General features: G+C 70.1%; 19 protein-coding genes and 1 pseudogene. 13 read left to right on the top strand and 7 right to left on the bottom strand.

The annotated features are described in order from the left end of the window. Positions 1-57: 57 nt before the first annotated feature. Positions 58-2,472 (bottom strand): TonB-dependent receptor plug domain-containing protein, encoded by a 2,415-nt coding sequence (locus RG19_RS12100; protein WP_058835487.1) that lies wholly within the window; start codon positions 2,470-2,472, stop codon positions 58-60. A 189-nt stretch (positions 2,473-2,661) separates the two neighbouring features. Between RG19_RS12100 and RG19_RS12095 the strand changes: the two genes are divergently transcribed. Both RG19_RS12095 and RG19_RS12090 read left to right on the top strand, forming a co-directional pair. Further along, complete coding sequence (locus RG19_RS12095; RefSeq protein WP_058835486.1) at positions 2,662-4,545, top strand: ABC-F family ATP-binding cassette domain-containing protein; 1,884 nt, start codon at positions 2,662-2,664, stop codon at positions 4,543-4,545. A gap of 244 nt (positions 4,546-4,789) precedes the next feature. Beyond that, positions 4,790-5,467, top strand: a complete 678-nt coding sequence (locus RG19_RS12090; RefSeq protein WP_058835485.1) for a hypothetical protein — start codon at positions 4,790-4,792, stop codon at positions 5,465-5,467. A gap of 122 nt (positions 5,468-5,589) precedes the next feature. On the opposite strand, the gene RG19_RS12085 is transcribed toward RG19_RS12090, so the two are convergent. Beyond that, positions 5,590-6,303 carry an SIMPL domain-containing protein gene (locus RG19_RS12085; RefSeq protein ID WP_058835484.1) on the bottom strand — a complete coding sequence of 238 codons (714 nt, stop codon included), beginning with the start codon at positions 6,301-6,303 and terminating at the stop codon, positions 5,590-5,592. Between the two features lie 113 nt (positions 6,304-6,416). Between RG19_RS12085 and RG19_RS12080 the strand changes: the two genes are divergently transcribed. The 3 genes from RG19_RS12080 (at position 6,417) to lepB (ending at position 8,553) form a co-directional block, all read left to right on the top strand. Beyond that, positions 6,417-6,758 carry an FmdB family zinc ribbon protein gene (locus RG19_RS12080; RefSeq protein ID WP_058835483.1) on the top strand — a complete coding sequence of 114 codons (342 nt, stop codon included), beginning with the start codon at positions 6,417-6,419 and terminating at the stop codon, positions 6,756-6,758. Positions 6,759-6,881: 123 nt separating this feature from the next. Further along, the gene (gene tsaB / locus RG19_RS12075) at positions 6,882-7,586 is read left to right on the top strand and encodes a tRNA (adenosine(37)-N6)-threonylcarbamoyltransferase complex dimerization subunit type 1 TsaB (RefSeq protein WP_058835482.1); all 705 of its coding nucleotides are present in this window, start codon (positions 6,882-6,884) and stop codon (positions 7,584-7,586) included. Positions 7,587-7,914: 328 nt separating this feature from the next. Then, complete coding sequence (lepB, locus tag RG19_RS12070) at positions 7,915-8,553, top strand: signal peptidase I (RefSeq protein ID WP_058835481.1); 639 nt, start codon at positions 7,915-7,917, stop codon at positions 8,551-8,553. A gap of 33 nt (positions 8,554-8,586) precedes the next feature. On the opposite strand, the gene RG19_RS12065 is transcribed toward lepB, so the two are convergent. Both RG19_RS12065 and gshB read right to left on the bottom strand, forming a co-directional pair. After that, positions 8,587-9,456, bottom strand: a complete 870-nt coding sequence (locus tag RG19_RS12065) for an energy transducer TonB (RefSeq protein ID WP_058835480.1) — start codon at positions 9,454-9,456, stop codon at positions 8,587-8,589. 24 nt (positions 9,457-9,480) lie between these two features. Continuing rightward, complete coding sequence (gene gshB, locus RG19_RS12060; RefSeq protein WP_058835479.1) at positions 9,481-10,428, bottom strand: glutathione synthase; 948 nt, start codon at positions 10,426-10,428, stop codon at positions 9,481-9,483. Between the two features lie 200 nt (positions 10,429-10,628). Here gshB and pilG point away from each other — a divergent pair, with 200 nt between their 5' ends. The 5 genes and pseudogenes from pilG to RG19_RS18530 all read left to right on the top strand — a co-directional run. Next, on the top strand, positions 10,629-11,030 hold the full coding sequence (pilG, locus tag RG19_RS12055; RefSeq protein ID WP_058835478.1) for a twitching motility response regulator PilG: 402 nt from the start codon (positions 10,629-10,631) through the stop codon (positions 11,028-11,030). 21 nt (positions 11,031-11,051) lie between these two features. Further along, the gene (locus tag RG19_RS12050; RefSeq protein WP_058835477.1) at positions 11,052-11,423 is read left to right on the top strand and encodes a response regulator; all 372 of its coding nucleotides are present in this window, start codon (positions 11,052-11,054) and stop codon (positions 11,421-11,423) included. Then, on the top strand, positions 11,420-11,974 hold the full coding sequence (locus RG19_RS12045) for a chemotaxis protein CheW (protein WP_058835476.1): 555 nt from the start codon (positions 11,420-11,422) through the stop codon (positions 11,972-11,974). Before RG19_RS12050 ends, RG19_RS12045 begins: the two co-directional genes overlap by 4 nt. Before the next feature lie 30 nt (positions 11,975-12,004). After that, positions 12,005-14,026 carry a methyl-accepting chemotaxis protein gene (locus RG19_RS12040; protein WP_058835475.1) on the top strand — a complete coding sequence of 674 codons (2,022 nt, stop codon included), beginning with the start codon at positions 12,005-12,007 and terminating at the stop codon, positions 14,024-14,026. 76 nt (positions 14,027-14,102) lie between these two features. Next, positions 14,103-16,349: pseudogene (locus RG19_RS18530) on the top strand (Hpt domain-containing protein); the annotation flags it as partial. A gap of 391 nt (positions 16,350-16,740) precedes the next feature. On the opposite strand, the gene RG19_RS18525 reads toward RG19_RS18530, so the two are convergent. Beyond that, on the bottom strand, positions 16,741-17,940 hold the full coding sequence (locus RG19_RS18525) for a pentapeptide repeat-containing protein (protein ID WP_425599728.1): 1,200 nt from the start codon (positions 17,938-17,940) through the stop codon (positions 16,741-16,743). Between the two features lie 92 nt (positions 17,941-18,032). Between RG19_RS18525 and RG19_RS18520 the strand changes: the two genes are divergently transcribed. From RG19_RS18520 to RG19_RS12025, 3 genes are read left to right on the top strand one after another with little or no spacing between them, the layout of a single operon-like run. Then, positions 18,033-20,432: a hybrid sensor histidine kinase/response regulator gene (locus tag RG19_RS18520; RefSeq protein WP_202905377.1), complete on the top strand. Its 2,400-nt coding sequence runs from the start codon at positions 18,033-18,035 to the stop codon at positions 20,430-20,432. Then, positions 20,425-22,026, top strand: a complete 1,602-nt coding sequence (locus tag RG19_RS12030) for a chemotaxis protein CheB (RefSeq protein ID WP_162267073.1) — start codon at positions 20,425-20,427, stop codon at positions 22,024-22,026. Before RG19_RS18520 ends, RG19_RS12030 begins: the two co-directional genes overlap by 8 nt. After that, positions 22,019-22,522, top strand: a complete 504-nt coding sequence (locus RG19_RS12025) for a chemotaxis protein CheW (protein ID WP_238376631.1) — start codon at positions 22,019-22,021, stop codon at positions 22,520-22,522. The genes RG19_RS12030 and RG19_RS12025 overlap by 8 nt, the downstream gene beginning before the upstream one ends. Before the next feature lie 74 nt (positions 22,523-22,596). On the opposite strand, the gene RG19_RS12020 is transcribed toward RG19_RS12025, so the two are convergent. Continuing rightward, a complete protein-coding gene (locus RG19_RS12020; protein WP_058835471.1) occupies positions 22,597-23,334 on the bottom strand; it encodes a 16S rRNA (uracil(1498)-N(3))-methyltransferase in 738 nt (245 codons plus the stop codon). 196 nt (positions 23,335-23,530) lie between these two features. Further along, positions 23,531-24,928 (bottom strand): adenosylmethionine--8-amino-7-oxononanoate transaminase, encoded by a 1,398-nt coding sequence (gene bioA / locus RG19_RS12015; protein WP_058835470.1) that lies wholly within the window; start codon positions 24,926-24,928, stop codon positions 23,531-23,533. Positions 24,929-24,943: the final 15 nt, after the last annotated feature.

The raw sequence follows: 24,943 nt of genomic DNA, 5'->3' as shown, positions 1-24,943 counted from the left end.
CGGGTGACCCCGGGCGTCCTTTGGTGCATCCACTTTACAGTGGTCGACGGCGCACGATCACCAGCGATACGCGGCCTTGCCGTAGACATAGGCGCCGTTGAACCCGAACGGCGACTGCGTGCTGTAAGGCAGCCAGGTGCGGGTGCCGGCACCGGCCTCGCTGAGGTCCGGATACTCGTTGAGCACGTTGTCGCCGCCCAGGGTGAAGGTCCAGTTGTCGAGGTGGTAGTTGAAGGCCAGGTCCAGGGTCCACTTCGCGCCGTAGGTCTGGTCGAGCGCCTCGGTGGTGCCGAAGTTGGTGAACTCGCCCCAGCGGGTGGCGGTGGCGTCCACGGTGAAGTTGCCCAGTGTCCAGATGCTGTTGAGGAAGAACTTGTCGCGCGGCGTGCCGCGGGTGATGCGCCCCTGCTCGACGCGACCGATGCGGTTGAGCACCACGCCGTACTCGTCGGCCACCGTCTCGAGTGCCGGGGGGTTGGCGGCGATGCGCTGGATGTCGGTCTTGTTGTAGTTGTAGCCGCCGGTCAGGTCGACGCTGCCGCTTGCGGTCGGCCAGCTGTAGCGGCCGACGACGTCGATGCCGCGGGTCCGGGTGTCGAGCGCATTGGTGAAGTAACGGCCGCCCTGAACGTTGAAGATGCCGTGCACGTCGGCCAGGTAATCGCCCACCGGCCCGGTCAGGTTCTCCGACAGGTAGATCCTGTCGTCGATCTCGATCTGGTAGGCGTCCACGGTCACGTACAGGTTGTCGATCGGCTGCAGGACCAGGCCGAGGCCGAAATTGGTGGACTCTTCCGCCTGGAGGGGCTCCGCGCCGAGCGCGATCGCCGCCGGGTTGTCGACCCGGAAGGTGACGATGTCGAACGGCACGCCGTCGATGAAGTTGGTCGCGGTGGACTGGAAGTGCTGCTGCTGCAGCGACGGCGCACGGAAGCCGGTGGATGCGGTGGCGCGCAGGGCGACGGCATCGCTGAAGGCGAAGCGTGCCGACAGCTTGCCGGTGGAGGTGCTGCCGAAGTCGCTGTACTCCTCGGTGCGACCGGCGAGGCCGAGCGAGAAGCGTTCGGTGATGTCGGCCTCCAGGTCGAGGTAGAAGGAGTAGCTCTCGCGGTTGAAGCGTCCGGCGTCGCCCGGCCGGAAGCCGGCGAACACCTGGGCGCCGCCGGCCGCGCGGATCATGTTGCCGGTGAGGTTTCCGTTGCCGTCTCGCTCGGGAATCATCAGGCCGGTATCGGCGTAGGACCCGGGCTCGCCGGGCGACAGGTTGAACTTCTCGCCGCGCCACTCGGCGCCGAACGCCACCGTCAGCGGATAGGCCAGCCAGCCCACGTCGAACGCGCGGTTGACGTCGAGGTTCAGTACGTTCTGGGTGGTTTCGAGCGCGCCGGCGTAGAACGCGGTCGGCGAGGTGCCGCCCAGGCTGCGGTTGAGCGTGTTCTCGATGTCGAACGTCAGGTGGTTCTGGCCGTAGTTGTAGCTGAGGTCGAGGTTCCAGTCGTTGGCGGTGAAGCCGCGCATGCCGGCGACGAAGGCGCGATCCTCGCTGACGTTGTGGATCTGCGGCAGGAAGCCGTCGGGGTAGATCGTCGGGTCGTTGCGGTTGTCGCCGCGCCAGCGGAAGTAGCCGTTGGAGAGCACGTCGCGCTCGTTGTAACTGCCGAACGAGTAGAACGTGATGCCCTCGGCCGGGCTGAACTCGGTGTTGTAGGACACGCCGGCCGACTCGACCTCCGGGTCGCCGTAGCGCTGCTCGACCACGCCGTTGAAGGGGCGGGCCCGGTTGGTGTTGTCCTGATGGCCGCCCTGCGCGGCCAGGTGCAGGAAGCCGGCCTCGCCCAGCGCGATGCCGGTGTCGGCGCCCAGGTTCCACTGCTCGCCGTCGCCCGCACTGGTCTGGCCGGCGCTGCCCACGATGCTGCCGCCTTCGCGACTGCCCTTGAGCACCACGTTGATCACGCCGGCGATGGCGTCCGAGCCGTACTGGGCGGCGGCGCCGTCGCGCAGGACTTCCACGCGCTCGATCGCGGCGATCGGAATGGCGTTGAGATCCACCGGCGAGGAGCCGCGCCCCTGGCTGCCGTTGAGGTTGATCAGCGCGGTGGTGTGGCGGCGCTTGCCGTTGACCAGCACCAGCACCTGGTCGGGCGCCAGCCCGCGCAATTGCGCCGGACGCACCGCATCGGTGCCGTCGGTGATCGCGGGGCGCGGGAAATTCAGCGAGGGCACGGCGCGCGACAGCGCGGTCGCCAGCTCCGGCGTGCCGGTGGCCTGCAGGTTCTCCGGGGTGATGATGTCGATCGGCGATTGCGACTCGGCCACGGTGCGGTCGGATGTGCGCGTGCCGGTGACGATCAGGGTGTCGAGGGTGGTGGCGCGCGTGGGCGAGGCCTCGGTTCCGGCGGGGGACTGGGCGAACGCGACCGGCGCGGCGAGCGCGGCCAGGACAGCGATGGCGAGGGGACGACGGATCATGCGCTTACCTCTCTCGGCTTGGGGGATGAACGGGGGATGTCTTCGGGTGTTAACGATCCTGTAACACCGCACTGCTGCGGCGCGCAAATGTTTCAGGTGCAACCGCTTTGCCGCCGACCAACGGGCGATGCGGGTCGGCGTCGCCGGCGGAGCGGGCAGCGGATCGGCCCGCGCCGTTAGAATGGCCGGATGATCGCTTTCCGAAATTTCGCCCTGCGGCGAGGCGAACGCCTGCTGCTGTCCAATGTCGACCTCGCCCTGCACGCCGGCTGGCGTGTCGGTGTGGTCGGTCGCAACGGCACCGGCAAGTCCTCGCTGTTCGCGGCGGTCCGCCGTGAGGTCGAGGCCGACCGGGGCGACCTCGACGTGCCCAATCGGGTGCGCATCGCCAGCGTCGCCCAGGAAACTCCGTCGCTGCCGGATCCGGCCATCGAATTCGTGCTCTCGGGCGACACCGAGGTGGCGGCCGCGCTGCGTGCCGAGGCCGAGGCCACCGCCGCCGAGGACTGGGACGCCGTGGCCCAGGCGCACGTGCGCCTGGCCGAGATCAACGGCTACGACGCCACCGCGCGCGCCGGCAAGCTGCTGCACGGGCTCGGCTTCTCGCCCGATACCCACCAGCGACCGGTCAGCGCCTTCTCGGGTGGCTGGCGGGTGCGCCTGAATCTGGCCCGCGCGCTGATGATGCCCAGCGACCTGCTGCTGCTCGACGAGCCGACCAACCACCTCGATCTCGATGCGGTGCTGTGGCTGGAGCAGTGGCTGCTGAAGTATCCCGGCACGTTGCTGCTGATCAGCCATGACCGCGAGTTTCTCGACAACGCCTGCACCCACACCCTCCATCTGCACGGTGGGACCGCGAAGCTCTATGCCGGCAACTTCACCGCGTTCGAGCGCCAGCGCGCCGAACAACTGCGGCTGCAGCAGATCACCCACGAGAAGACCCAGGCCGAACGCGCCCACCTGCAGAAGTTCATCGACCGCTTCAAGGCCAGCGCGGCCAAGGCCAAGCAGGCGCAGTCGCGGGTCAAGCGGCTGGCGAAGATGGCCGACACCGAGGCGGTGCGCGCCGAGCGCGAGGTGCAGATCGACTTTCCGCAGCCGGTCAAGCTGCCGCACGCGTTGCTGCGGATCAACGACGGCACCTGCGGCTACGCCACCCCCGGCGGCCCGGCGGTCATCCTCGACCCGGTCGGGTTCGGCCTCGAGGCGGGCGACCGCATCGGGTTGCTCGGCCCGAACGGCGCGGGCAAATCGACCCTTGTGAAATCGCTGGTCGGCAGCCTGCCGTTGCTGGCCGGCGAGCGCTACGCGCACCCGGATCTGCGCATCGGCTACTTCGCCCAGCACACCGTCGAGTCGCTGGTCGCCGGCACGTCGCCGATCGACCACTTGCGCGAACTCTCGCCCAACGCCGCCACCCAGGCGTTCCGCGACTTCCTCGGCAAGTGGAGCTTCCCCGGCGACCGCGCCTTCGAGAGTATCGACGGCTTCTCCGGCGGCGAACGCGCGCGGCTGGCGCTGGCCATGATCGCCTGGCGGCAGCCGAACGTGCTCCTGCTCGACGAGCCGACCAACCACCTCGACCTCGAGATGCGCGAGGCGCTCGCCGAGGCGCTCAGCGATTTCCCCGGCGCGATCGTGCTGGTCTCGCACGACCGGCATCTGATCGGGCTGGTCAGCGACACCTTCTGGCGCGTGGCCGACGGCGCGGTGCAGCCGTTCGACGGCGATCTGGACGAATACGCACTGTGGTTGCGTGCGCGCCAGGGCGAGGAGCGCTCGGGGAGCAAGAAGCCCTCGGCACGGGCTGCGGATGCGCAGCCGGCTCCGGTGGCGTCGGCGAAGGCTTCCGGCGCTCGTCCGAAGGCCAACCCGCACAAGCTGGCCGAAGCCGAGCGGCAGGTGGCCGAGTGCGAAGCCGAGGTCGCGCGTATCGATGCCGATCTGGCCGATCGCGCCCACGCCTCGGACCCGGCCCGGCTGGGCGAGCTCGGCCGCGCCCGCGAGGCGGCGGCGGTCCGGTTGGCGGACGCCGAAGCGCGCTGGCTGGCGCTGTACGAGGCCGCCTGAGCGCCAGGCGTCGCGCCTCGTGCGCGGCGCGACGGCATCCGCAGCACCGGCACGGTCGGGCCCCGGCCTGCGTGCCGGTATCGGCGGCGCGGACGTTTCGCAGGCGCGGCGTCGCGTGATGCGGCGGATGCGATGCCGTGCGCTCCGGGAGGAGGTTGCGTGGGCGCGTTGCGGCCACGCGCTGTGCATCCGTCGAACCGCAGCGGATTTGCCGCGGCGCGGCGCCAGCGGTTAAGTTGGCTGGATGAATACGTTCAAGATCCCAGCAGCGGCTACGCTCGTGCTCGCCCTCGCGGCCTGCACGCCTTCCAACGACGCCGTCGACGGCGCGACCGATCCCGCGATCGACCCGATGGCCGACGTGGCCAGCGACGACGTGACCGTGTCCTCGGCTCCGGCCGATGAGTTCCTGATCGCCATCGCGCACCACTGCGGCCAGGCGTTCGAGGGGCGCATCGTCGCCAACGCGCCGCCGCCGGAAGAGGCCGATCCGTTCGAAGGCCAGCGCCTGGTCATGCACGTGCGCGGCTGCGACGATCCGACCCGCGAACTGAAGGTGCCGTTCCACGTCGGCGACGACCACTCGCGGACCTGGGTCCTCACCCGTACCGACACGGGCCTGCGTCTGAAGCACGATCACCGCCACGAGGACGGCAGCGAGGACGCGGTGACCATGTACGGCGGCGACACCGCCGCACCGGGTAGCGCGCAGCGGCAGGAGTTTCCGGTCGATGCCGAGTCGATCGCCACCTTCGAGCGCGAAGGCCTGACCGCTTCGGTCACCAACACCTGGGCGATGGAGATCGAACCGGACCAGCGGTTCCTCTACGAGCTCTCGCGTCCGGGCGGGCGGATGTTCCAGGTCGAGTTCGACCTGACCAACCCGGTCGATCTGCCGCCGACCCCCTGGGGCCACGAGTAAGCCCATCACCGCGGGCGGCGCGCGCCTCCACCGCCGCAGGGCGGTGGAGGCAGGGCCACAGGCGACATGCCACGGGTGCCGCTGCGGTCGCAGCCCGGCCGGGCTGCGAAGGACGCCCGCGATCAGTTCTTCAGGAAGTACTCCACCGTGGTCACCACCCGGACGGTCTTGACGTGCGGGCTGCCGCGGTCGCGGTCGACGATGGAGATCACGCCCTGGTTGGCGCTGCGGATCCCGCCCAGCGAGGCGCCGGAATCGTTGGCGAACTGCTCGGCCGAGGTGCGCGCATTGGCGGTGGCATCGGCGATGAGCTCGGGCTTGATGTCGTTGAGCCCGGTGAATTCGAACTGCGGACCGGCGCCGTCGTCGGTGTTGAGCATCACGCCCTTGGCGACGATCTCGCCGCTGCGGCGCAGCGCGGCCATCGCCTCGGCCACGCGGCCGGTGCGCAGGGTGACCGTGTTCGAGTAGCGGTAGCGCTCCGGCGGCCGACTGTCGCCCCAGGAGTAGGCCCAGCGGTCCTCCAGGCGGGGCGGCGACACCACCACCTCGTCGTCGGGGAAGCCGGCTCCGGACAGGAATGCCTGGATCGCCGCGGTATTCGCATCCAGCTGTGCCTGCACCACCGCCAGATCGTCACCGCCCACGGTCTGCGACAGCGGCCAGACCACCAGATCGGCATCGACGGTGCGCTCGGCCAGTCCCTTCACGGTGACGAAGCGATCCGCGGTGCGCAGTTTGGCCATGCCCTGTGCGGCGAACCAGCCTGCGCCGAGCAATCCGAGCGCGACCAGCAGGGCTGCGAGGACGGTGCGGAAATTCGGGGGCTGGCTCATGCCGGAGCTCCGGATCGGATGTGCAGCCAGCCTAGCCGCGTGGGTCGGGACTTGAAAGTAGGGACGGGGGCCCCAGAATGCCGGCTCCCAGGTTGCCGTTCAGCGATCCCGCCATGCCGATCTACGCGTTCCGTTGCACCGAATGCGGTCATTCCTTCGACCGCCTGCAGAAAATGTCCGATCCGGACCCGGAGACCTGCCCGTCCTGTGGTGCGGCGACGGTGACGCGGCAGGTGACCGCGCCGTCGTTCCGTCTGGCCGGCGGTGGCTGGTACGAGACCGATTTCAAGAAGGACGGCGACAAGAAGCGCAACCTCGTCGACGCCGGCGGTAGCAGCGAGGGCAAGTCGGCCGACGCGACGCCGGCCGCTCCGGTGTCGTCCAAGTCCGAGGCCGCTGCCAAGCCGGCCGCCAAGTCCGAGACCGCTGCGAAGCCGGCCAAGCCCGAGTCCTGAGCCCGGCTCGCCGGAATCGTGGGAAAGAGAGGCGTCGTCGCGGCGCCCACCCTCGCGCGCGATGCGATGAAGCGGACCCGCACAGCGGCTACTCTGTGCGCCCCCGCCGAATCCGTGTGCCGCATGCGCCTGCTTGCTTTCGAAACCTCCACCGAAGCCTGTTCCGTCGCCATTCTGGTCGACGGCGCCGTGCGCGAGCGTTTCGAGATCGCCCCGCGCCGCCATGCCGAGCTCGCCTTGCCCTGGGCCGAGGCGCTGCTGGCCGACGCCGGGGTGGCGAAATCGCAGCTCGATGCGATCGCGGTCGGGCGCGGGCCGGGCGCGTTCACCGGCGTCCGTCTGGGAATCGCCCTTGCCCAAGGCATCGCGCTCGCGCTGGATCGACCCATCGTGCCGGTCTCGACGCTCGCCACGCTCGCGGCGCCCGCGTTGGATGCCGGTGGCGGCACCCGTGTACTGGCCGCGATCGACGCGCGCATGGACGAGGTCTATGTGGCGGCGTTTTCCGGCACGCCGGACTCGCCGCTGGCACTGGATGTCGAACGCGTGTGCGCTCCGGAGACGGTCGTGCTGCCGGACGACGGCGCGACATGGCACGGCGTGGGCACGGGCTTCGGCGCGCGCGAGGCGGCGTTGGCCGGGCGCCTGGCCACGCGGCTGGTGCGGGTCGATGCCGACGCGTTGCCGCACGCGGCCGACACCGCACGGCTGGGTGCGGCCGGTTATGCGGCCGGTCGGGCGGTGGCGCCGGAACGGGTCGAGCCCGCCTATCTGCGCAACCAGGTCGCACTGACCCTCGCCGAGCAGGCAGCGCGACGCCGCGGCTGACGCCGCCGTCGCCCGGTGTCGGCGGGTCTTCGCGATCCTTCCCGGCGGTCTGGGCGCATGGTGGAGGAACCCGTGCCCGGGACGGCCAGCGCGGCGCCCTCTGTCGTCCAGTCGAGCAGACCGGGTGCAACGCGGGGAGCTGCATCGTGCGCAAGCCGAGCGGGCAGGCGGCAGCGCGACGCGGCGCTTCGGCCTTCGGGCGTTCCAATGAGCGCTGGGCGCGAGCGAAGCAGGCGACGACGGGCAAGGGGGTCGTCGCCATGCCGGCGCGCGTCGAACTTTCCCGGGCGCGCCCGGTCTTATCGAATCATCCCGCAGGAGCGACCCGATGCCCGCCACCCTCCAGCCCGCCGAGCCGCCGCGCTCCGCCGTCGTCCGCAGCCTCGGTTGGCTGCGTCGCGAGGCGCTCCCGCTGCTGGTACTGCTCCTGCTGTTGACGGCGGCGCGCTCGTCGCTGGCCAACCACTACCACGTGCCCACCGGTTCCATGCAGCCGGCCCTGCAGCCCGGCGATCGGGTGGTGGTGGACATGCGCGCCTACGGGTGGCACCTGCCGTTCACCACCTACGATCTGGTGGCGGTGCGCGACCCGCGGCCGGGCGAGGTGGTGGTGTTCGACTCCCCGACCGACGGCACCCGCCTGATCAAGCGCGTGGCGGCGGTGGGCGGGCAGACGGTGGCGGTGCGTGGCGGCCGCCTCTGGGTGGACGGCCGCCCGCTGGCCGACGGCGCGATACCGGAGGAGCACTTCGGTTCGCGTGCGGTCGTGCTCGATCTCGATCGCGGCGGCGGCCCGGATCTGGCGCCGATGACGGTGCCGGACGGGCAGGTGCTGGTGCTCGGCGATCATCGCGGCGCGAGTTACGACGGCCGCCTTTTCGGTCTGGTGCCGGTGGAGGCGTTCTACGGCCGTGCGCTCGGGGTCTACCATCGCCGTGGCGACGGTTTCGGCTGGCGCCGGCTGTAGACGCAGACGCAGCCGGCGGTCGGGTGCATCGCCTCAGCCGTCGACCAGGGCGCCGGCGGGAAGGAATTGCCAGGTCCGGGTGACGTGGAGAATGTCGATGTTCTCCTCGGTCGGCGGCAAGGGTGCGTAGGGTTCGGCCAGCCGGGCGATGCGCAGGGCCGCGTCGTCGAGCAGCGGGATGCCGGAAGAACGGATCAGGCGGGCGCCCTCGACCGATCCGTCGCGACGGATCGCGATGCTGATGACGAGTTCCCCGGCCAGGCCGCGCTGGCGCGCCTCGTCGGGATAGTTGAGATTGCCCACCCGCTCGACCCGGTCCACCCATTGGCGCAGGTAGGTCGCGTACGCGTACTCCTGGGTGCTCGCAGAGACGAACTTGCGCTTCGGGCGCTTGGCATAGGCTTCCGAGCGCAGGTGGATCTCGGCCGCCAGTCGCGCCATCTCCATGTCGCGCTCGATGCGGTCCGGGCCTCTGGGCAGCAGGCTCGGGTCGGCCTGCGGCGTCGGGTCCGGCGTCGTCACCCGATGTGCGCCGGCGGCACTGCTGACCACCCGGGCCTGCGGGGGCGGCCGGGCATCGGGCGATTGCGCGCGCAACGCTTCAGGCGCGATCCCGGGCGTCTCGTGCGGTGCCGCACCCAACTGGGATTCCCTCGGCCGCCGGGCCTGCTCGTGCTCTCCGCCGCCCTGGTTGCTGGCCTGGGCGAGGAAGTCGGCCTGCGACTGGGTCAGCGGGCTGGTGGTCTCGGTGAAGATCACGTCCAGCGTCGGCGTCACCGGCGCGGCCTCGTCGAGCGAGAAGCTCAGCCCCAGCACCAGGGCGGTATGCAGCAGCAGCGACAGCATCAGCGCCGTGCGCAGGCGCGAGACGTCGTTGATCGGCTGGCGCGGCAAGGCCTTCATGCGCGGGTGCGTGACCGCTGGGCGTCAGCGCTTGCGTTCGATGGCGTCGAACATCAACCCGGCGATGTTGAGGCCGAACTGGGCGTCGAGTTCGCGGATGCAGGTCGGGCTGGTGACGTTGACCTCGGTGAGCCAGTCGCCGATCACGTCCAGGCCGACGAACAGCATGCCGCGCCGACGCAGTTCGGGCCCGACCTGCGCGGCGATCCAGCGGTCCCGGTCGCTCAGGGGGCGGCCTTCGCCGCGTCCACCAACGGCGAGATTGCCGCGGAACTCGTCGCCTTGCGGAATCCGCGCCAGGCAGTAATCGACCGGTTCGCCGTCCACCAGCAGGATGCGCTTGTCGCCGTCGACGATCTCGGGCAGGTACTTCTGCGCGACGACCAGTTGCCGGTTGCCTTCGGTGAGCGTCTCCAGGATCACGTTGAGGTTGGGATCGCCTGCACGGGTGCGGAAGATCGAGCGACCGCCCATGCCGTCGAGCGGTTTGACCACCGCTTCGCCATGTTCGGCCACGAACGCCTTCAGTGCCGCCGCCTCGCGGCTGACCAGGCTCGGCGGGCAACACTGGGGGAATTCCAGCGCGGCCAGTTTCTCGTTGAGGTCGCGCAGCCCCTGCGGGTCGTTGACCACCTGCGCGCCCGCACGCCGGGCCAGGCCGAGGATCTGGGTGTCGTGCAGGTAGTCCGCGTCCACCGGGGGGTCCCGACGCATCAGGACCACGTCGCCGCCGCCCAGCGCGCGCCGGGTTTCCGGACCGAGGGTGTACCAGTCGTCGGGATCGTCGCGCACGGCGACCGGTGCCAGCCGCGCCTGCGCACGGCCCTCGCCGTCGACCGACAGGCCGCCCGGGATCACGTACCAGAGCTTCAGGCCGCGACGCTGCGCCTCGAGCAACATCGCGAACGTGGAATCCTTGGCGATCTTGATCGACCCGATCGGGTCCATCACCACGACGACTTCGTAGGACATGGCGGACAGCGGTGGCGGCGAGGCCGCGATGGTATCAGGCGGCTCCGGCCACCGGCCTGCCGAGACGGGCGATTCTGCGCATCCGCTCCGCAGAATCCGTGGACACGGCTTGACACCCCGTCGCCCCATTGAAGTATAAAGAGCCGCTTGTGGCAGCGCCCTGGACCGGTCGAACGCGCTGCCACACCGGGGGAAACAGCATGACGCAAGACGAAAAGCGCGCCGGCAGCCTCGATGGCATGCGGGTGATGGTGATCGACGATTCGAAAACCATCCGCAGGACCGCCGAGACACTGCTCAAGCGCGAGGGGGCCGACGTGGTCACCGCCGTGGACGGTTTCGAGGCGCTGGCCAAGATCGCCGACCAGAAGCCGCAGATCATCTTCGTGGACATCATGATGCCGCGGCTCGACGGTTATCAGACCTGCGCGTTGATCAAGAACAACCAGGTGTTCCGGCACACACCGGTCATCATGCTGTCGTCCAAGGACGGGTTGTTCGACAAGGCGCGGGGACGCATCGTCGGCTCGGAGCAATACGTCACCAAACCATTCACGCGCGAGGAGCTCCTCGACGCGATCCGCAAACACGTCAACGCCTGATCCGGGGGGTAGGGCACTACCATGGCACGCATCCTGTTGATCGAGGACTCGCCGACCGATACGGCCGTCCTCACCCAGCTCCTGCAGCGGCACGGTCACGAGGTGCTGGCGTCGGCCAGTGCCGAGGACGGGCTCGACGTCGCGCGCAGCCAGTCGCCGGATCTGGTCCTGATGGACGTGGTCCTGCCCGGCATGAACGGTTTCCAGGCCACGCGTGCGTTGTCGCGCGATGCCGCGACCAGCGAGATTCCGGTGCTGATCGTGAGCACCAAGGGCATGGAGACCGACAAGGCGTGGGGGATGCGGCAGGGCGCCAAGGGCTACGTGGTGAAGCCGCCGGAAGAGGGCGCGCTGATCGCCCAGATCGACGCGCTGCTCGGCGCCGGGGCATGAGCGAGGACGCGCGCCACGGAACCGGCGACGCGTTCGCGCTGCTGCTCGATTACGAACGCCGCAGCCTCGCCCACGAGGCGGGCCTGCCCGAACAGCTCGACGCGCCCGGCCTCTGGCGAGGCGTGGGCTACAGGATCGGCACGCGCCGGTTGGCGTCGGCGTTCGACGAAGTGATCGAGATCCTGCCGCTGCCGCAGATCACACCGGTGCCGGGTGCCCAGGGCTGGATGCTGGGCGTGGCCAACGTCCGCGGCAACCTGCTGCCGATCGTGGATCTCAAACAGTTCCTGGAAGGCGAGCGCACGGTGCTGCACGAAGGCCAGCGGATGCTGCTGGTGCGGCAACCGGGGGGCGACGTGGCGGTGACGATCGACGAACTGTTCGGTCAACGCAGCTTCCACGAATCCAACGAAACGCCGGTCGACGCGTTCGCGCAGGGGCGCTATGCGCACTTCGTGGATCGTGCGTTCCAGCTCGGCGGCGACACATGGGGCGTCTTCAGCCTGGACCGGCTGGCGCGCACACCGGAATTCAGACAAGCCGCGGCCTGACCGCCGCTTCGTATCGACAGGGGTCAATCGATGAGTACTGCAATGGACAACGCTGCCGGACAGGGGCGCAAGCTGGGAACCAATTTCTGGCTGGCGTTGCTGGCGGTCGCGCTGCTGATCGTCGTGGCCAACACGGGTTTCGCGATATGGAAGGCCTCGCAGCTGGCCGGCGCGAGCGCCGCGGCGTCGAGCCTGCAGGTGAACTCGCAGCGCCTGGCGATCCAGGGCCGGGAGGCGGTCGCCGGTGACGGCGAGGCCTATGCCGCCTTCAAGCTGACCAAGGCGGACATCGATACCGATATCGCCGGGCTGCAGAGCGGCTTCGGCGACACCACCGGCGTGTCCGGCCCGATCCAGACGGTGAGCCGGACCTGGGCGCCGCTGGAGCAGAGTGCGCAGCAGGTGATCGCCGGCGAGCAGGCAGTGCTCGCGTTCGCGGGCAATGCCAGCCGCTTCACCCAGCGCGTGCCGCAGCTGCAGGCGCAGCTCGACGAGTTGGTTCGGGCCATGTCCAACAGCGGCTCGCCCGCGTCGCAGATCTACATCGCGCTGCGGCAGGTCGTGCTGGCCTCGACCATGGCCCGCCGGGTGACCGAGATCCAGGCGGGTGGCCCGGGTGCCGCGGTCGCCGGCGAAGCGCTGGCGCGCGATGTCGGCGTGTTCGAGCAGGTGCTCGACGGGCTGCGCGAAAGCGACGAGTCGATGAACGTGCAGGCGCTGAGCAACGCGGGCGCGCTGGACGCGCTCGGCCAGTCGAGCGAACTGTGGACGCAGATGAAGCAGGATCTCGATGCGATCCTGGCCGCCGCGCCGGCGGTGTTCTCGGCGCAGTCCGCTGCCGCGGCGCTGACCGGCGGCTCCGATCAGCTGCTGTCGGAGAGCGAAAGCCTGTTCCAGGCATTCACCGCGTTCGGCTCGCTGGCCGACCGCAGCATCCTCGGCAACATCTGGATCAGCATCGGTTTCGGTTTGCTGACCATCTTCGCCATCGCCGGCCTGCTGTACGAACTCAATCGCGCCCAGCGCGAGCGCTACGCCACCTCGCTGGAGCTCAACAACCGCAACCAGGAGGCGATCATGCGCCTGCTGGACGAAATGGGGTCGCTGGCCGAAGGCGACCTGACCGTCAAGGCGACGGTGACCGAGGACATGACCGGCGCGATCGCCGACTCGATCAACTTCGCCGTCGAGCAGCTGCGCAACCTGGTGCAGACCATCAACGACACCTCGGTGCAGGTCTCGGCCAGCGCCCAGGAGACCCAGGCCACCGCGATGCACCTGGCCGAGGCCGCCGAGCATCAGGCGCGCGAGATCACCTCCGCGTCGAGCCGCATCAACGAGATCGCGGCCAGCATCGACCAGGTCTCGAAGAACTCCGCCGAGTCCGCCGACGTGGCGCAGCGCTCGGTGCAGATCGCGACCAAGGGCGCGGGCGTGGTGCGGCAGACGATCCAGGGCATGGACTCGATCCGCGACCAGATCCAGGAGACCTCCAAGCGCATCAAGCGACTCGGCGAAAGCTCGCAGGAAATCGGCTCGATCGTGGAACTGATCAACGACATCTCCGAGCAGACCAACATCCTGGCGCTGAACGCGGCGATCCAGGCGGCATCGGCGGGCGAAGCAGGCCGCGGCTTCGCGGTCGTGGCCGACGAAGTGCAACGACTGGCCGAACGCGCGTCCACCGCGACCAAGCGCATCGAAACCCTGGTGCAGACGATCCAGTCCGATACCAACGAGGCGGTCAGCTCGATGGAGCAGACGACGTCGGAGGTGGTCGCGGGTGCGCGCCTGGCCGAGGACGCCGGCACCGCGCTGGGCGAGATCGAGAACGTGTCCACCAGCCTGGCCGACCTCATCCAGGGCATCTCGACCGCGGCGCAGCAGCAGTCCGCGGCGGCGTCGAACATCACCCAGACCATGGGCACGATCCAGTCGATCACCGCGCAGACCTCGCAGGGCGCCAACCAGACGGCGGAATCCATCGGCAACCTCGCCCAGCTGGCCGCGGACCTGCGCCGCTCCGTCGCCGACTTCAAGCTGCCGGCCTGACCGAAGGGACGATCCTGCCGATGATGTGGATGCTCCCCGCTCGCCGTCCGGCCGGCCCGTGGCCGGGAGGCCGCCGATGACCACCGCGCTGCGCGACGCGATCGATTACACGACGCTCGGCTGGGTCAAGCCGGAACTCGACGAAACCTTGCGTCAGGCGCGCCTGGCGATCGAGGCGTTCGTCGACGCGCCGGACGACGGCAGTCACATGCACCTGTGCGCCGGGCACCTGCACCAGGTGCAGGGCACGCTGCGCATGGTCGAGCTGTATGCGCCGGCGATGGTGGCCGAGGAGATGGAAGCGCTGGCCGAAGCGCTCGCCCGCGCCGAGCTCGAGGATGTCGACACCGCCTGCGCCACGCTGATGCGCGCGGTGGTCCTGCTGCCCGACTACCTCGAGCGGCTGCAGAGCGGCCACAAGGACATCCCGATCGTCCTGCTGCCGCTGCTCAACGAGTTGCGCACCGCGCGCGGCGCCTCCGGGCTCAACGAAAGCGTGCTGTTCGCACCGGATCTGCAGGCGCCGCTGCCGGTTGAACTGCCGGCGCCGACCACGGCGCCGGAGGCCGAGCGCAAGGGCTCGGCGGGATCCCGTGCCGCCGATGTCGCGGCGCATCTTGCGGCATGGCCGGAGCACGGGCAGGCAGCGGATCCGGGCGGTTTCGCGCGTGCGATCGAAGCCCTGCTTCCGCTCACCACCGAAGAGCCCGTGCGGCGGATGCTGTGGGTGGCCGCGCGCGTGCTCGACGCGCTCGACGCGGGCGCGCTCGAATCGACGGCTGCTGTTCGACACGGCTTCGTCGGCGTCGTCCGCGAGGTGCGCCGGCATTTCCATGACGACGGCTTCGGCACGCCGAGCGCGGATACCGCGCTGGAGCCGACACGGCAGCTGCTGTACCTGGTGACGGCAACGCCCGGTGAGCATGCCGCACTGCGCGAAGTGCGCGAGGCGTTCCGGCTCGAAGGCGACGGTGCGACCGAGGCCGAAGTCGAACACGCACGCGGCAGCATCAGCGGCCGCAATCGCGCGCTGCTGGACACGGCGGCCGGTGCGGTCAAAGAGGATCTGCTGCGCGTCAAGGACGCTCTGGACCTGCATCTGCGCACCGGTGCGACCGACGTCGCGCTGCTGGCGCCCCAGGTCGACGTCCTGGCGCAGGTGGCCGACACCCTCGGGATGTTGGAGCTCGGGGTGGCGCGCAGCGTCGTGCAGCAGCAGCGCGACGCGATGGCGGCCATCGTGGGCGGCCACCGGCACGCCGACGAGGACGCATTGCTGGATATCGCGGGTTCGCTGCTCTACGTGGACGCCTCGCTAGACGACCAGGTCGCACGCTTGGGCGGCGGCGATGCGGTCGGCGAGGAAGATGCCCTCGCCAGCGAGGCCGGAAAGGTGCTGGAGGTCATCGTCCGCGAGGCGGTGGCCAACTTCGCCGATGCGCGGCAGGCGTTCGTCGCCTTCGTCGAAATCGGCTGGGAGCACGACGAACTGGTCGAGGTACCGCGCCTGCTGCAGGAGGTGGCCGGCGCGCTGCGCATGCTCGATCTCACCGAGCCGGTGGCGTATCTGACCGGCGTCGGGCGCTATATCGAGCACGAGCTGCTCGGCCGCCGCCGGGTGCCCAACGGCCGTCAGCTGGACACGTTCGCCGATGCGCTGGCGAGCCTGGAGTACTACCTGGAGGCCTTGCGCGAGCAGCGCGCCGGGCGCGAGGAAATCCTGGCGATCGCCAGGAACAGTCTCGAGGCCCTGGGCTACTGGCCGCTGCCGGCGCCCGGCACGCAGGGTGCGGTATCCGCGCTGGTCGAATCCGAGGATTCGCCGATCGATGCGGCGACGCTGGACGCCACGGCGGCCTTCCTCGACCGGGGGCTGACCCCGCTTTCGAGCCCACCCCCGAATCCGATCACGAGCTCGTCCCCGGCGCCGTCCGCGCCTGCACCGGTCGTGCACGCTCCGGACAAGGCGCCTCCCGATGTGGCCGTCCGGCCGGCATCCGGCGGCGGTTTCGATGCCGCCGGCGAGGATATCGACGACGAGATCCGCGATGTCTTCCTGGAGGAGTTCGCCGAGGAAATCGACAATCTCCAGCAGCTGTTGCCGCCGTGGCGCGAGCGTCCCGATGACATCGAGCGGCTGCGTCCGATCCGACGGGTGTTCCACACCCTCAAAGGCAGCGGACGGCTGGTCGGCGCGAAAGCGCTGGGCGAGTTCAGCTGGAAAGTCGAGTCTCTGGTCAACCGCGTGCTCGACGGCAGCCGCGTCGCGTCGCCGGCGGTCGTGGCGATGGTCGACCAGGCGTTCGCGGTGCTTCCGCAACTGCTGGCCTCCCTGCGCGGCGAATCCGGTCTGCCGCTCGATCTGCCGCGCCTGCAGGCCGATGCGGAGCGGATCGCGGCCGGCGACGAAACCTTGCCGGTCGCCGCGGCCCCCGTTGCGGTCGCCGACGACACGCCGGCACCGCCGCCGGCGGATCCGGACGTCCGGGAGACGCCGCGTGCGGTGATGCCCGAGGCCGGGGCGCTCTCCATGGACGCGCGCGTGCCCGCAGCGGTGGATGCCCTGCTTCTTGAGATCCTGGACGCGGAAGTCAACGGGCACCTGACGACGCTCGACGGCTGGACCGCGCGCACTCAGCATCGCGTCGACGACGCCCTGCTACGCGCCGTGCATACGATGAACGGCGCCTTCGCGATGGCCGAAGTGCCCGTCGTCACCACCGCGCTCGCCACAGCCGAAGCCTATGTGCGCAGATTGCTGGCCGCCGACCGCGAAGCCGCCGTGGCCGGTGTCGACGCGATCCGTGCGCTGAGCCGGCTGATCCGCGAGACCTTGGCCGGTCTGCACGCCGCGCATTCCTACGTGCCGCGTTGCGACGCGCTGGCGGCCGAACTGGTCGCGCTGCGCGACAGCCTGCCCGAACCACCGCCGATGACGTTCTCCGTGGGCGAGGATCTCGCGGATGAAGGTGCCGACGACGCGCTCGTGGCACTCGATCTCTCGGCTTATGTCGACGGCGGCACGGAAGACAATGCGTCCCGGGACGATGCGGCAGAGGCCGAGCGCGTCGAAGCCGAACGCGCTGAATTCGAACGAGCAGAAGCCGAACATCTCGAAGCCGAACGCGTCGAAGCCGAGCGTGCCGAGGCCGAACGCGTCGAAGCCGAGCGTGCCGAAGCCGAACGCGTCGAGGCCGAACGTGCCGAAGCCGAACGTCTCGAAGCCGAACGTGTCGAGGTCGAACGCGTCGAGGCCGAACGCGTCGAGGCCGAACGTGCCGAGGCGGAACGTGCCGAGGCGGAACGTGCCGAGGCGGAACGTGCCGAAGCCGAGCGTGCCGAAGCTGAACGCGTCGAGGCCGAACGTGCCGAGGCCGAACGCGTCGAGGCCGAACGCGTCGAGGCGGAACGTGCCGAAGCCGAGCGTGCCGAGGCCGAACGCGTCGAAGCCGAACGCGTCGAAGCCGAACGTGCCGAAGCCGAGCGTGCCGAAGCCGAGCGTGTCGAGGCCGAACGTCTCGAAGCCGAACGTCTCGAAGCCGAACGTATCGAAGCCGAACGTCTCGAAGCCGAACGTCTCGAAGCCGAACGTCTCGAAGCCGAACGCGTCGAGGTCGAACGCGTCGAGGTCGAACGCGTCGAGGCCGAACGTGCCGAGGCGGAACGTGCCGAAGCTGAACGCGTCGAGGCCGAACGCGTCGAAGCCGAACGCGTCGAAGCCGAACGCGTCGAAGCCGAGCGTGCCGAAGCCGAGCGTGCCGAAGCCGAACGCGTCGAGGCCGAGCGAGTCGAAGCAGAGCGTGTCGAAGCCGAGCGTGTCGAGGCTGAACGCGCCGAGGCCGAGCATCTCGAAGCGGTGCGTGTCGACGCCGAACGCGCCGAAGCCGAACGTCTCGAAGCCGAACGCCTTGCAACGGAACTTCCGGCGGTTGCCGATACGGACCAGCGCGCGGTCCGCGAGAATTTCGTCGCCGAGGGCGATGCGGATCCCGATGCAGCGCTGGACATGACCCAGCTCGACGCCGAACTGCTCGACATCTTCGTCGAGGAAAGCGGCGACCTGCTCGATCATGCCGATGGCCTGTTGGCGCGACTGCGCCAAGCGCCCGCGGAGCGCGAGCCGATCGTGGGCCTGCAGCGTGATCTGCACACGATCAAGGGCGGTGCCCGGATGGCCGGGATCATGGCCATCGGCGAGCTGGGGCATGCGATGGAGTCGCTGTTCGAAGGGGTTGCCGAGCAGCGTTGCGAGCTGGGCCGCGATGGCGTGCCGCTGCTGGAGCGCGGCTTCGATCGCCTGCATGCGATGGTGACGCGCGTCGGGCAGCGTCGTGCGGTGGCGCTGCCGTCTGCACTGATCGCGGCATTCGATGCCCGCGCCCTGGGCGAGAGCGTCCCGCTGCCGTCGGCGGACGCGACGACGACGACGTCGTCGTCCGCGCCGGTGCCTGCGGCCGCTGCGCCCGAAGTCCCTGACACGCAAGCCCCGGCGGCTGTCGTCGACGATGCGCCGCGTGTCGCGATGCCCGAACTGGGTCCGCTGTCGGCGCCGATTTCCGACGATGTCGAAGGTGAGGACGAAGGCGGAGCCCGGGCGCCGCAGGAACAGGTGCGCATCCGCGCGGACCTGCTCGATCGCCTGGTCAACTACGCCGGCGAAGTGGCCATCTACCGCGCGCGGCTGGAACAGCAGTTGGGCGCGTTCCGCGGTGCGATGGGCGAGATGGAGCAGACCAACATGCGTCTGCGCGATCAGTTGCGCCGTCTCGACATCGAGACCGAAGCCCAGATCATCGCCCGCTACCAGCGCGAGGGCGAGACCAGCGATGCGACGTTCGATCCGCTGGAGCTGGATCGCTTCTCCACGCTGCAGCAACTGTCGCGTGGGCTCGGCGAGTCGGCCGCCGATCTGGCGAGCCTGCAGGGGACGCTCGACGACCTGACCCGGCAGTACGAGACCTTGCTGCTGCAGCAGTCGCGGGTGAGCTCAGACCTGCAGGAAGGCCTCATGCGTACGCGCATGGTGCCGTTCGACACCATGGTACCGCGCCTGCGTCGCGTGGTGCGGCAGGCGGCGCAGGAGACCGGCAAGCACGCGCAGCTGAAGATCGAGGGTGCCCAGGGCGAGCTCGATCGCAACGTGCTCGATCGCATGATCGCGCCGCTGGAGCACATGCTGCGCAACGCGGTCGTGCACGGTCTCGAGGCGCCGGAGCAACGGCGCAAGGCCAAGAAGGGTGAGGAGGGCGAGGTCCGGATCGCGGTGCGCCGCGAAGGCTCTGAGGTGGTGCTGGAAGTTGCCGACGACGGCCGCGGCCTCGATCGCGGCGCGATCCGGCGCCGGGCCGAAGCGCGCGGACTGGTGCAGCCGGGCGCGGTGCTGGCGAATGCGGCGCTCGACGCGCTGATCTTCGAGCCCGGTTTCTCCACCGCCGACGAGATCAGCCGTCTCGCGGGTCGCGGCGTCGGCATGGACGTGGTGTCGAGCGTGGTCCGCCAACTGGGCGGCAGCCTCGACATCGCGACCCGCAAGCACGAAGGCACCGCCTTCACCCTGCGTCTGCCGCAGACGCTGGCGGTCACGCAGTCGGTGTTCGTGCAGATCGGCGAGACCAGCTACGCAGTGCCGATCGCCTCGGTTCGGGGTGTGGGCCGCATCGCGCGCGATGCGCTGGCGCAGCCCGGCGCGACCTACGACTACGGCGACGAGACCTATGCGCTGCACGACCTGGGGCATCTGGTGGGCTTGCCGCCCGCCCGCGCGGACGGGCATCTGCAGGTGCCGTTGCTGCTGATCGGCGCAGGCGAGTTGCGCGCGGCCGTCGCGGTCGACCAGATCATCGGCAACCGCGAGATCGTGGTGAAGCCGGTCGGGCCGCAGGTGGCGTCGATTCCCGGCATTTTCGGCGCCACGATCATGGGCGACGGCAGTGTTCGCGTGATCCTCGATGTGGCGCCGCTGGTGCGTCGCCAGGCGGCGCTGCCCGCGGAGACCGGGCCGGGCCCGGAGCGCGAACGCCGGCCGGTCCCGCTGGTGATGGTGGTCGACGACTCGGTGACGATGCGCAAGGTCACCGGCCGCGTGCTGGAACGTCACAACTTCGAGGTGGTCACCGCGAAGGACGGCGTGGATGCGCTCGAACGCCTCGACGAGCGGGTGCCGGATTTGATGCTGCTCGACATCGAAATGCCACGGATGGATGGCTACGAACTGGCCACCCAGATGAAGGACGATGCACGCCTGCGCAACGTGCCGATCATGATGATCACCTCGCGTACCGGCGAGAAACACCGCCAGCGTGCGTTCGAGATCGGCGTCGAGCGCTACCTCGGCAAGCCGTACCAGGAAAACGAGTTGATGCGTCATGTGCACGAACTGCTGGGCAGGGGGCGCGCCGGTGACTGAGGCATCCCTGAGCGTGGTGATCCTGGCGCGGCCGGGGGCGGCCCGCGACCGGCTCGAAACCGCGGTCGGCGACGCCGGCGCGCGCCTGCTGGGTACGGTGGACCCCCTGGACGGCGATGTCACCGCCTTGATCGACCTCGCGCCGCAGGCCGTGCTGGTGGCGTTGGAGCCCGCGGTCGAAGACGCCCTCGATGCCTTCCAGGCGCTGTTGTGGGATCCGGCGGTTGCGGTGATCTACGAGGAAGCCGACCTGATCGTGCAGCGCGACGGCTGGGAGGCCGCGCGCTGGCAGCGGCACCTGTCCGCGAAACTGCATCGTCACGACGACGTGCTGCCGCCGGGTGCGGAGCCGGTGCCAACCGAGGCGCCGGCAGTCTCGTCCGCATCCGTTTCGGGGACGGTCGGGGATGAGACGGGATCGGGCGCCGCAGCGCACGCCACATCGCACACGATCCCCACCCGCGACCGCGAAGGCGAAGGCGAACGCGGCGATTTCGATGCCAATGGCGACGCACGCGATCTCGACTTCGGCGTGCTGGCGTTGGACGACGATGGAGAGACCGTATCCACCCTCGATCTGGACGAGATCGCGCTGGGCGGCTCGCCACTCGGCGATGTCGTGCTCGATATCGACAGCGGGGACGGCACCGCGTCACCGGGGCCGGATGCTGCCGGTCCGTGGGACGCCGTCGACGGCCTCGCCGACACCGAGGCTGCGCCCGACACGCCGCCCGACGACCGCGCAGAGCCTTCGCAAGCATCGTCCGAAGCGGTCCGCGAAGACCTGTCGGCGGGACTGGACTGGGACATGCCGTGGGGCGCGGGGCAGGGCACCGTGCCCGCGTCCGCCGAAGTCGCCGACGTGACCGCCCCGTCGCCGGGGCTGCCGACTGGTGCGGGCCTGTCGTTGGCCGAGCGCGACGATACCCCGCTCGGCGTCGCCGGCGCCGTGCCGGATCCCCGTCTGGCCGATCTCGACGAACGCATCGGCGGCCTTTCGCTGGTCGATGTCGAGAGCTACGGGCATGGGCCGCTGCGCGGCGCGGTGCTGGTCGAAGGCGGGCTCGGCGGTCCCGATGCCGTGCGGCAGTTGCTGGCCGCGGTGCCGGAGACGTTTCCGCGTGCGCTGCTGGTGCGTCTGCGCCTGGACGGTGGGCGCTACGACCGCCTCGTCCGGCAGATGGCCCGGGCGACGGCGCTGCAGGTCGCGCTCGCGGAGCCCGGTGGGGCCGTGGAGCCGGGGACGGTGTACTTCCTGTCGCCCGATCTCGGCCTGGTCGCCGAGCGCGGGCAACTGCGTTTCGCTGACGAGCCCGGCGCCTCCGGTCGCTGGCCCGCGGCGCTGCCTGGCGACGACAGCGCTGCGGTCTTCCTGAGTGGCGCCGATGCCGCGCTGGTGCCGCACGCCATCCAGGGCGGAAACCTGGTGATCGCGCAGACGCTCGACGGCTGTTACGACCCGGCGGCGTCGGCCGCCGTGGTCGAGCAAGGCGGCGAGCTGGCCGAACCGGGCGCGCTTGCCGCGGTGCTGGTGCGGCGTTGGAACCCCGGCGGCCATGCGTCGGATATCGAACTCGAGACGACCGATGACTGAGGTACACCAGGACACCGCGCTTCGGGCGATGCCGCACGGCATTCGCGGCGTGCTCATTCAGATCGCCGCGGGGCGCCTGCTCCTGCCCAACGCGACGATTTCGGAGGTGCTCACCTATGCCGATCCGGAGCCGATCCACGACGCACCGGACTGGATGCTCGGTCGGATCCGCTGGCGCGGCTGGGAGCTGCCGCTGGTGGCCTTTTCGCAAATGGCCGGCCTGGCGACCGAAGAACGTGGTGGCTTGGGCAGCAAGGTCGCGATCATGAAGAACCTGCGCGGCGGCGACCGTTTGCCGTACTTCGCGCTGCTCACGCAAGGGTTTCCCAGGCTGGTCACGGTGTCCGAAGACCTGCTCGTCGCGGATGGCGACGACGGTGCGGCACTGCCCGATGGCGTGCATGCGCGCGTGCGTCTGAACGACGACGAGGCCTTGTTGCCGGATCTCGAGCGGATCGCCGCTCGGATCGACGCGGCGCTGCACGCGGACAGCTGAGCCGGAGGTCGCTGCGGACCGCCGGTCCGGATGCGGCGCCGAATGCGATACGGGACGCGCTGACGCGCGCTGCGTCAGGCCAGGTCGCCGAAGCGCGCCTGCAGGGCCGCGATGGCGGCGAGCCCGGCGGTCTCGGTACGCAGGATGCGCGGACCCAAACGGATGCCGGAGAAACCCGCGTCCTGCAACATGGCGCGATCGCGTGGCGACCAGCCGCCCTCGGGGCCGACGGCCAGTGTGAGTGGCGCATCGCCGGGTGCGGCGAGCGAGCGCGGCGCCGCATCGGCCGTCGGATCCAGCAACAGGCGCATGCCGGGCGTGGAGACGCCCGCGAGTGCATCGCGGAGCGCCTGCGGCGGTGCCACCGTGGGGATCCATGCGCGCCCACTCTGCTCACAGGCCGACGTCACCACGCTGCGCCAGTGCGCCAGGCGCTTGTCGGCGCGCGCGCCCTCGAGCCTGACCTCGCTGCGTTCGCTGTGGACCGGCACGATGCCGGCGACCCCCAGCTCCGTCGCCTTCTGCAGGATCAGGTCCATCTTCTCGCCGCGCGCGATGCCCTGCAGCAGGTGGATGCGCAGCGGCGATTCGTGATCGACCGCGCGCCGGGCGAGGATCTCGACCTCGCCGCCGCGCTTGCCGGCGGCGACCACGCGCGCGTCGTAGTCGTAGCCGTCGCCGTTGAACAGCACGCAGGCATCGCCCTCGCGCAGGCGCAATACCCGCAGCAGGTGGGAGGCGGCATTTTCCGGCAGCGCGACCCGCGTGCCGGGGGTCAGATCCAGATCGACGCAGGCCCGGGTCAGTCGCACGAACGGGCTCCCGGCACCGCGCGTGCGCGCAGGTGCGCCGACGGCCGTCGATGGCGCAAGGCCGGGCGGGGTCTGCGGACCACGTGCGCCGTGTCAGCGTGCGGGGATTTCGAGCGCGTCGCACCCCGGCTGCACGTCGCATCCGCGTCGACCCACATCGCGTCGGGGCAGGCTCGCGCCAGCATCGCCGCGGCCCTCATGCGGTCGCCGCTTCGATGGCGGTGCGGGTGACGTCGGCGATCAGTTCCAGCTCGGCATCGTCGATGCAGTACGGCGGCATCCAGTACAGCACGTCGCCGAGCGGGCGCAGCAGCACGCCGCGGTCGACCGCATGCCGATAGGCGTGCAATCCGATGCGACGTGTGGCCTCGAACGGGGTATCCCGGCGCCCGTCCTGGGCCAGTTCGATCGCCAGGATCATCCCGGTCTGGCGCACGTCGGCCACGTGGCGGTGCGTGCGCAGCGGTGCGGCCAGCTCGGCCATACGCGCGGCCGTGCGTCGGTTGCGGGCGACGACGTCGTCGCGCTCGAAGATGTCCAGCGTCGCCAGGGCCGCGGCGCAGGCGATGGGATTGCCGGTGTAGCTGTGCGAGTGCAGGAATGCGCGCTCGCGCGAGTCGTCGAGGAAGCCCTCGTAGATGACCTGGGTGGCGAGCACCGCCGACAGCGGCAGGAACCCGCCGGTCAGGCCCTTCGACAGGCACAGCAGGTCCGGCTGGATACCGGCCTGCTCGCAGGCGAACAGCGTCCCGGTACGGCCGAAGCCGACCGCGATCTCGTCGGCGATCAGGAACACGCCGTGCACATCGCACAGTTCGCGCACGCGCTTGAGATACACCGGATCGTGCATGCGCATGCCGCCGGCGCATTGCACCAGCGGTTCCAGCACCAGTGCGCAAATCTCGCCGGCGTGCTCGTCGAGCAGCCGCGCCAGCGCATCGGCAGCGTCTTCGGCATGGCCGGCCGCGCTCTGCCCCTCGCGCGCGAGGTAGGCGTCGGGGGAGGGTGCGAACAGCGCTTCCATCAGCAGCGGCGCGTAGACGCGACGGTACAGCGGGATGTCGCCGACCGACAGCGCGCCGATGGTCTCGCCGTGATAGCCGTTCTCCAGGGCGACGAACTTGGTCCGGCGGGGCTCGTCGCCGCGGTTGGCGAACCACTGGAACGCCATCTTCAGCGCCACCTCGACGCCGGCCGAGCCGTTGTCGGCGTAGAAGACCTTGGCGAGCGGGTCGCGTCCGCTCTGGCGCGGGGCCAGCGCGAGCAGCCGTTCGGCCAGTTCCACCGCTGGCAGATGGGAGCAGCCGGCCAGGATCACGTGTTCGAGGGTCCGCGCCTGGCGGCCGATCGCCTCGGCGATGCGCGGCTCGCCGTGGCCGAACAGGTTCACCCACCAGCTGGAGACGGCATCCAGCGTGCGTCGGCCGTCGGGGCCGACCAGCCAGGCGCCCTCGCCACGACTCACCGGCAACAGCGGCAGGGTGCCGGGGTGTTCGCGCATCTGTGTGCAGGGATGCCACAGCACCGCGAGATCGCGGGATCGCCAGGCATCGGCGTCGGCTAGAATGGCCGCATCGTGATGTGTCTTGCCCATCCCCGCATTATCGCC

The sequence above is a fragment of the Luteimonas abyssi genome (assembly GCF_001482195.1).
GTDB lineage: Bacteria > Pseudomonadota > Gammaproteobacteria > Xanthomonadales > Xanthomonadaceae > Luteimonas > Luteimonas abyssi.
The sequence above is the reverse complement of the archived record's forward strand: the minus strand, read 5'-3'. Positions and strand labels throughout refer to the sequence as shown.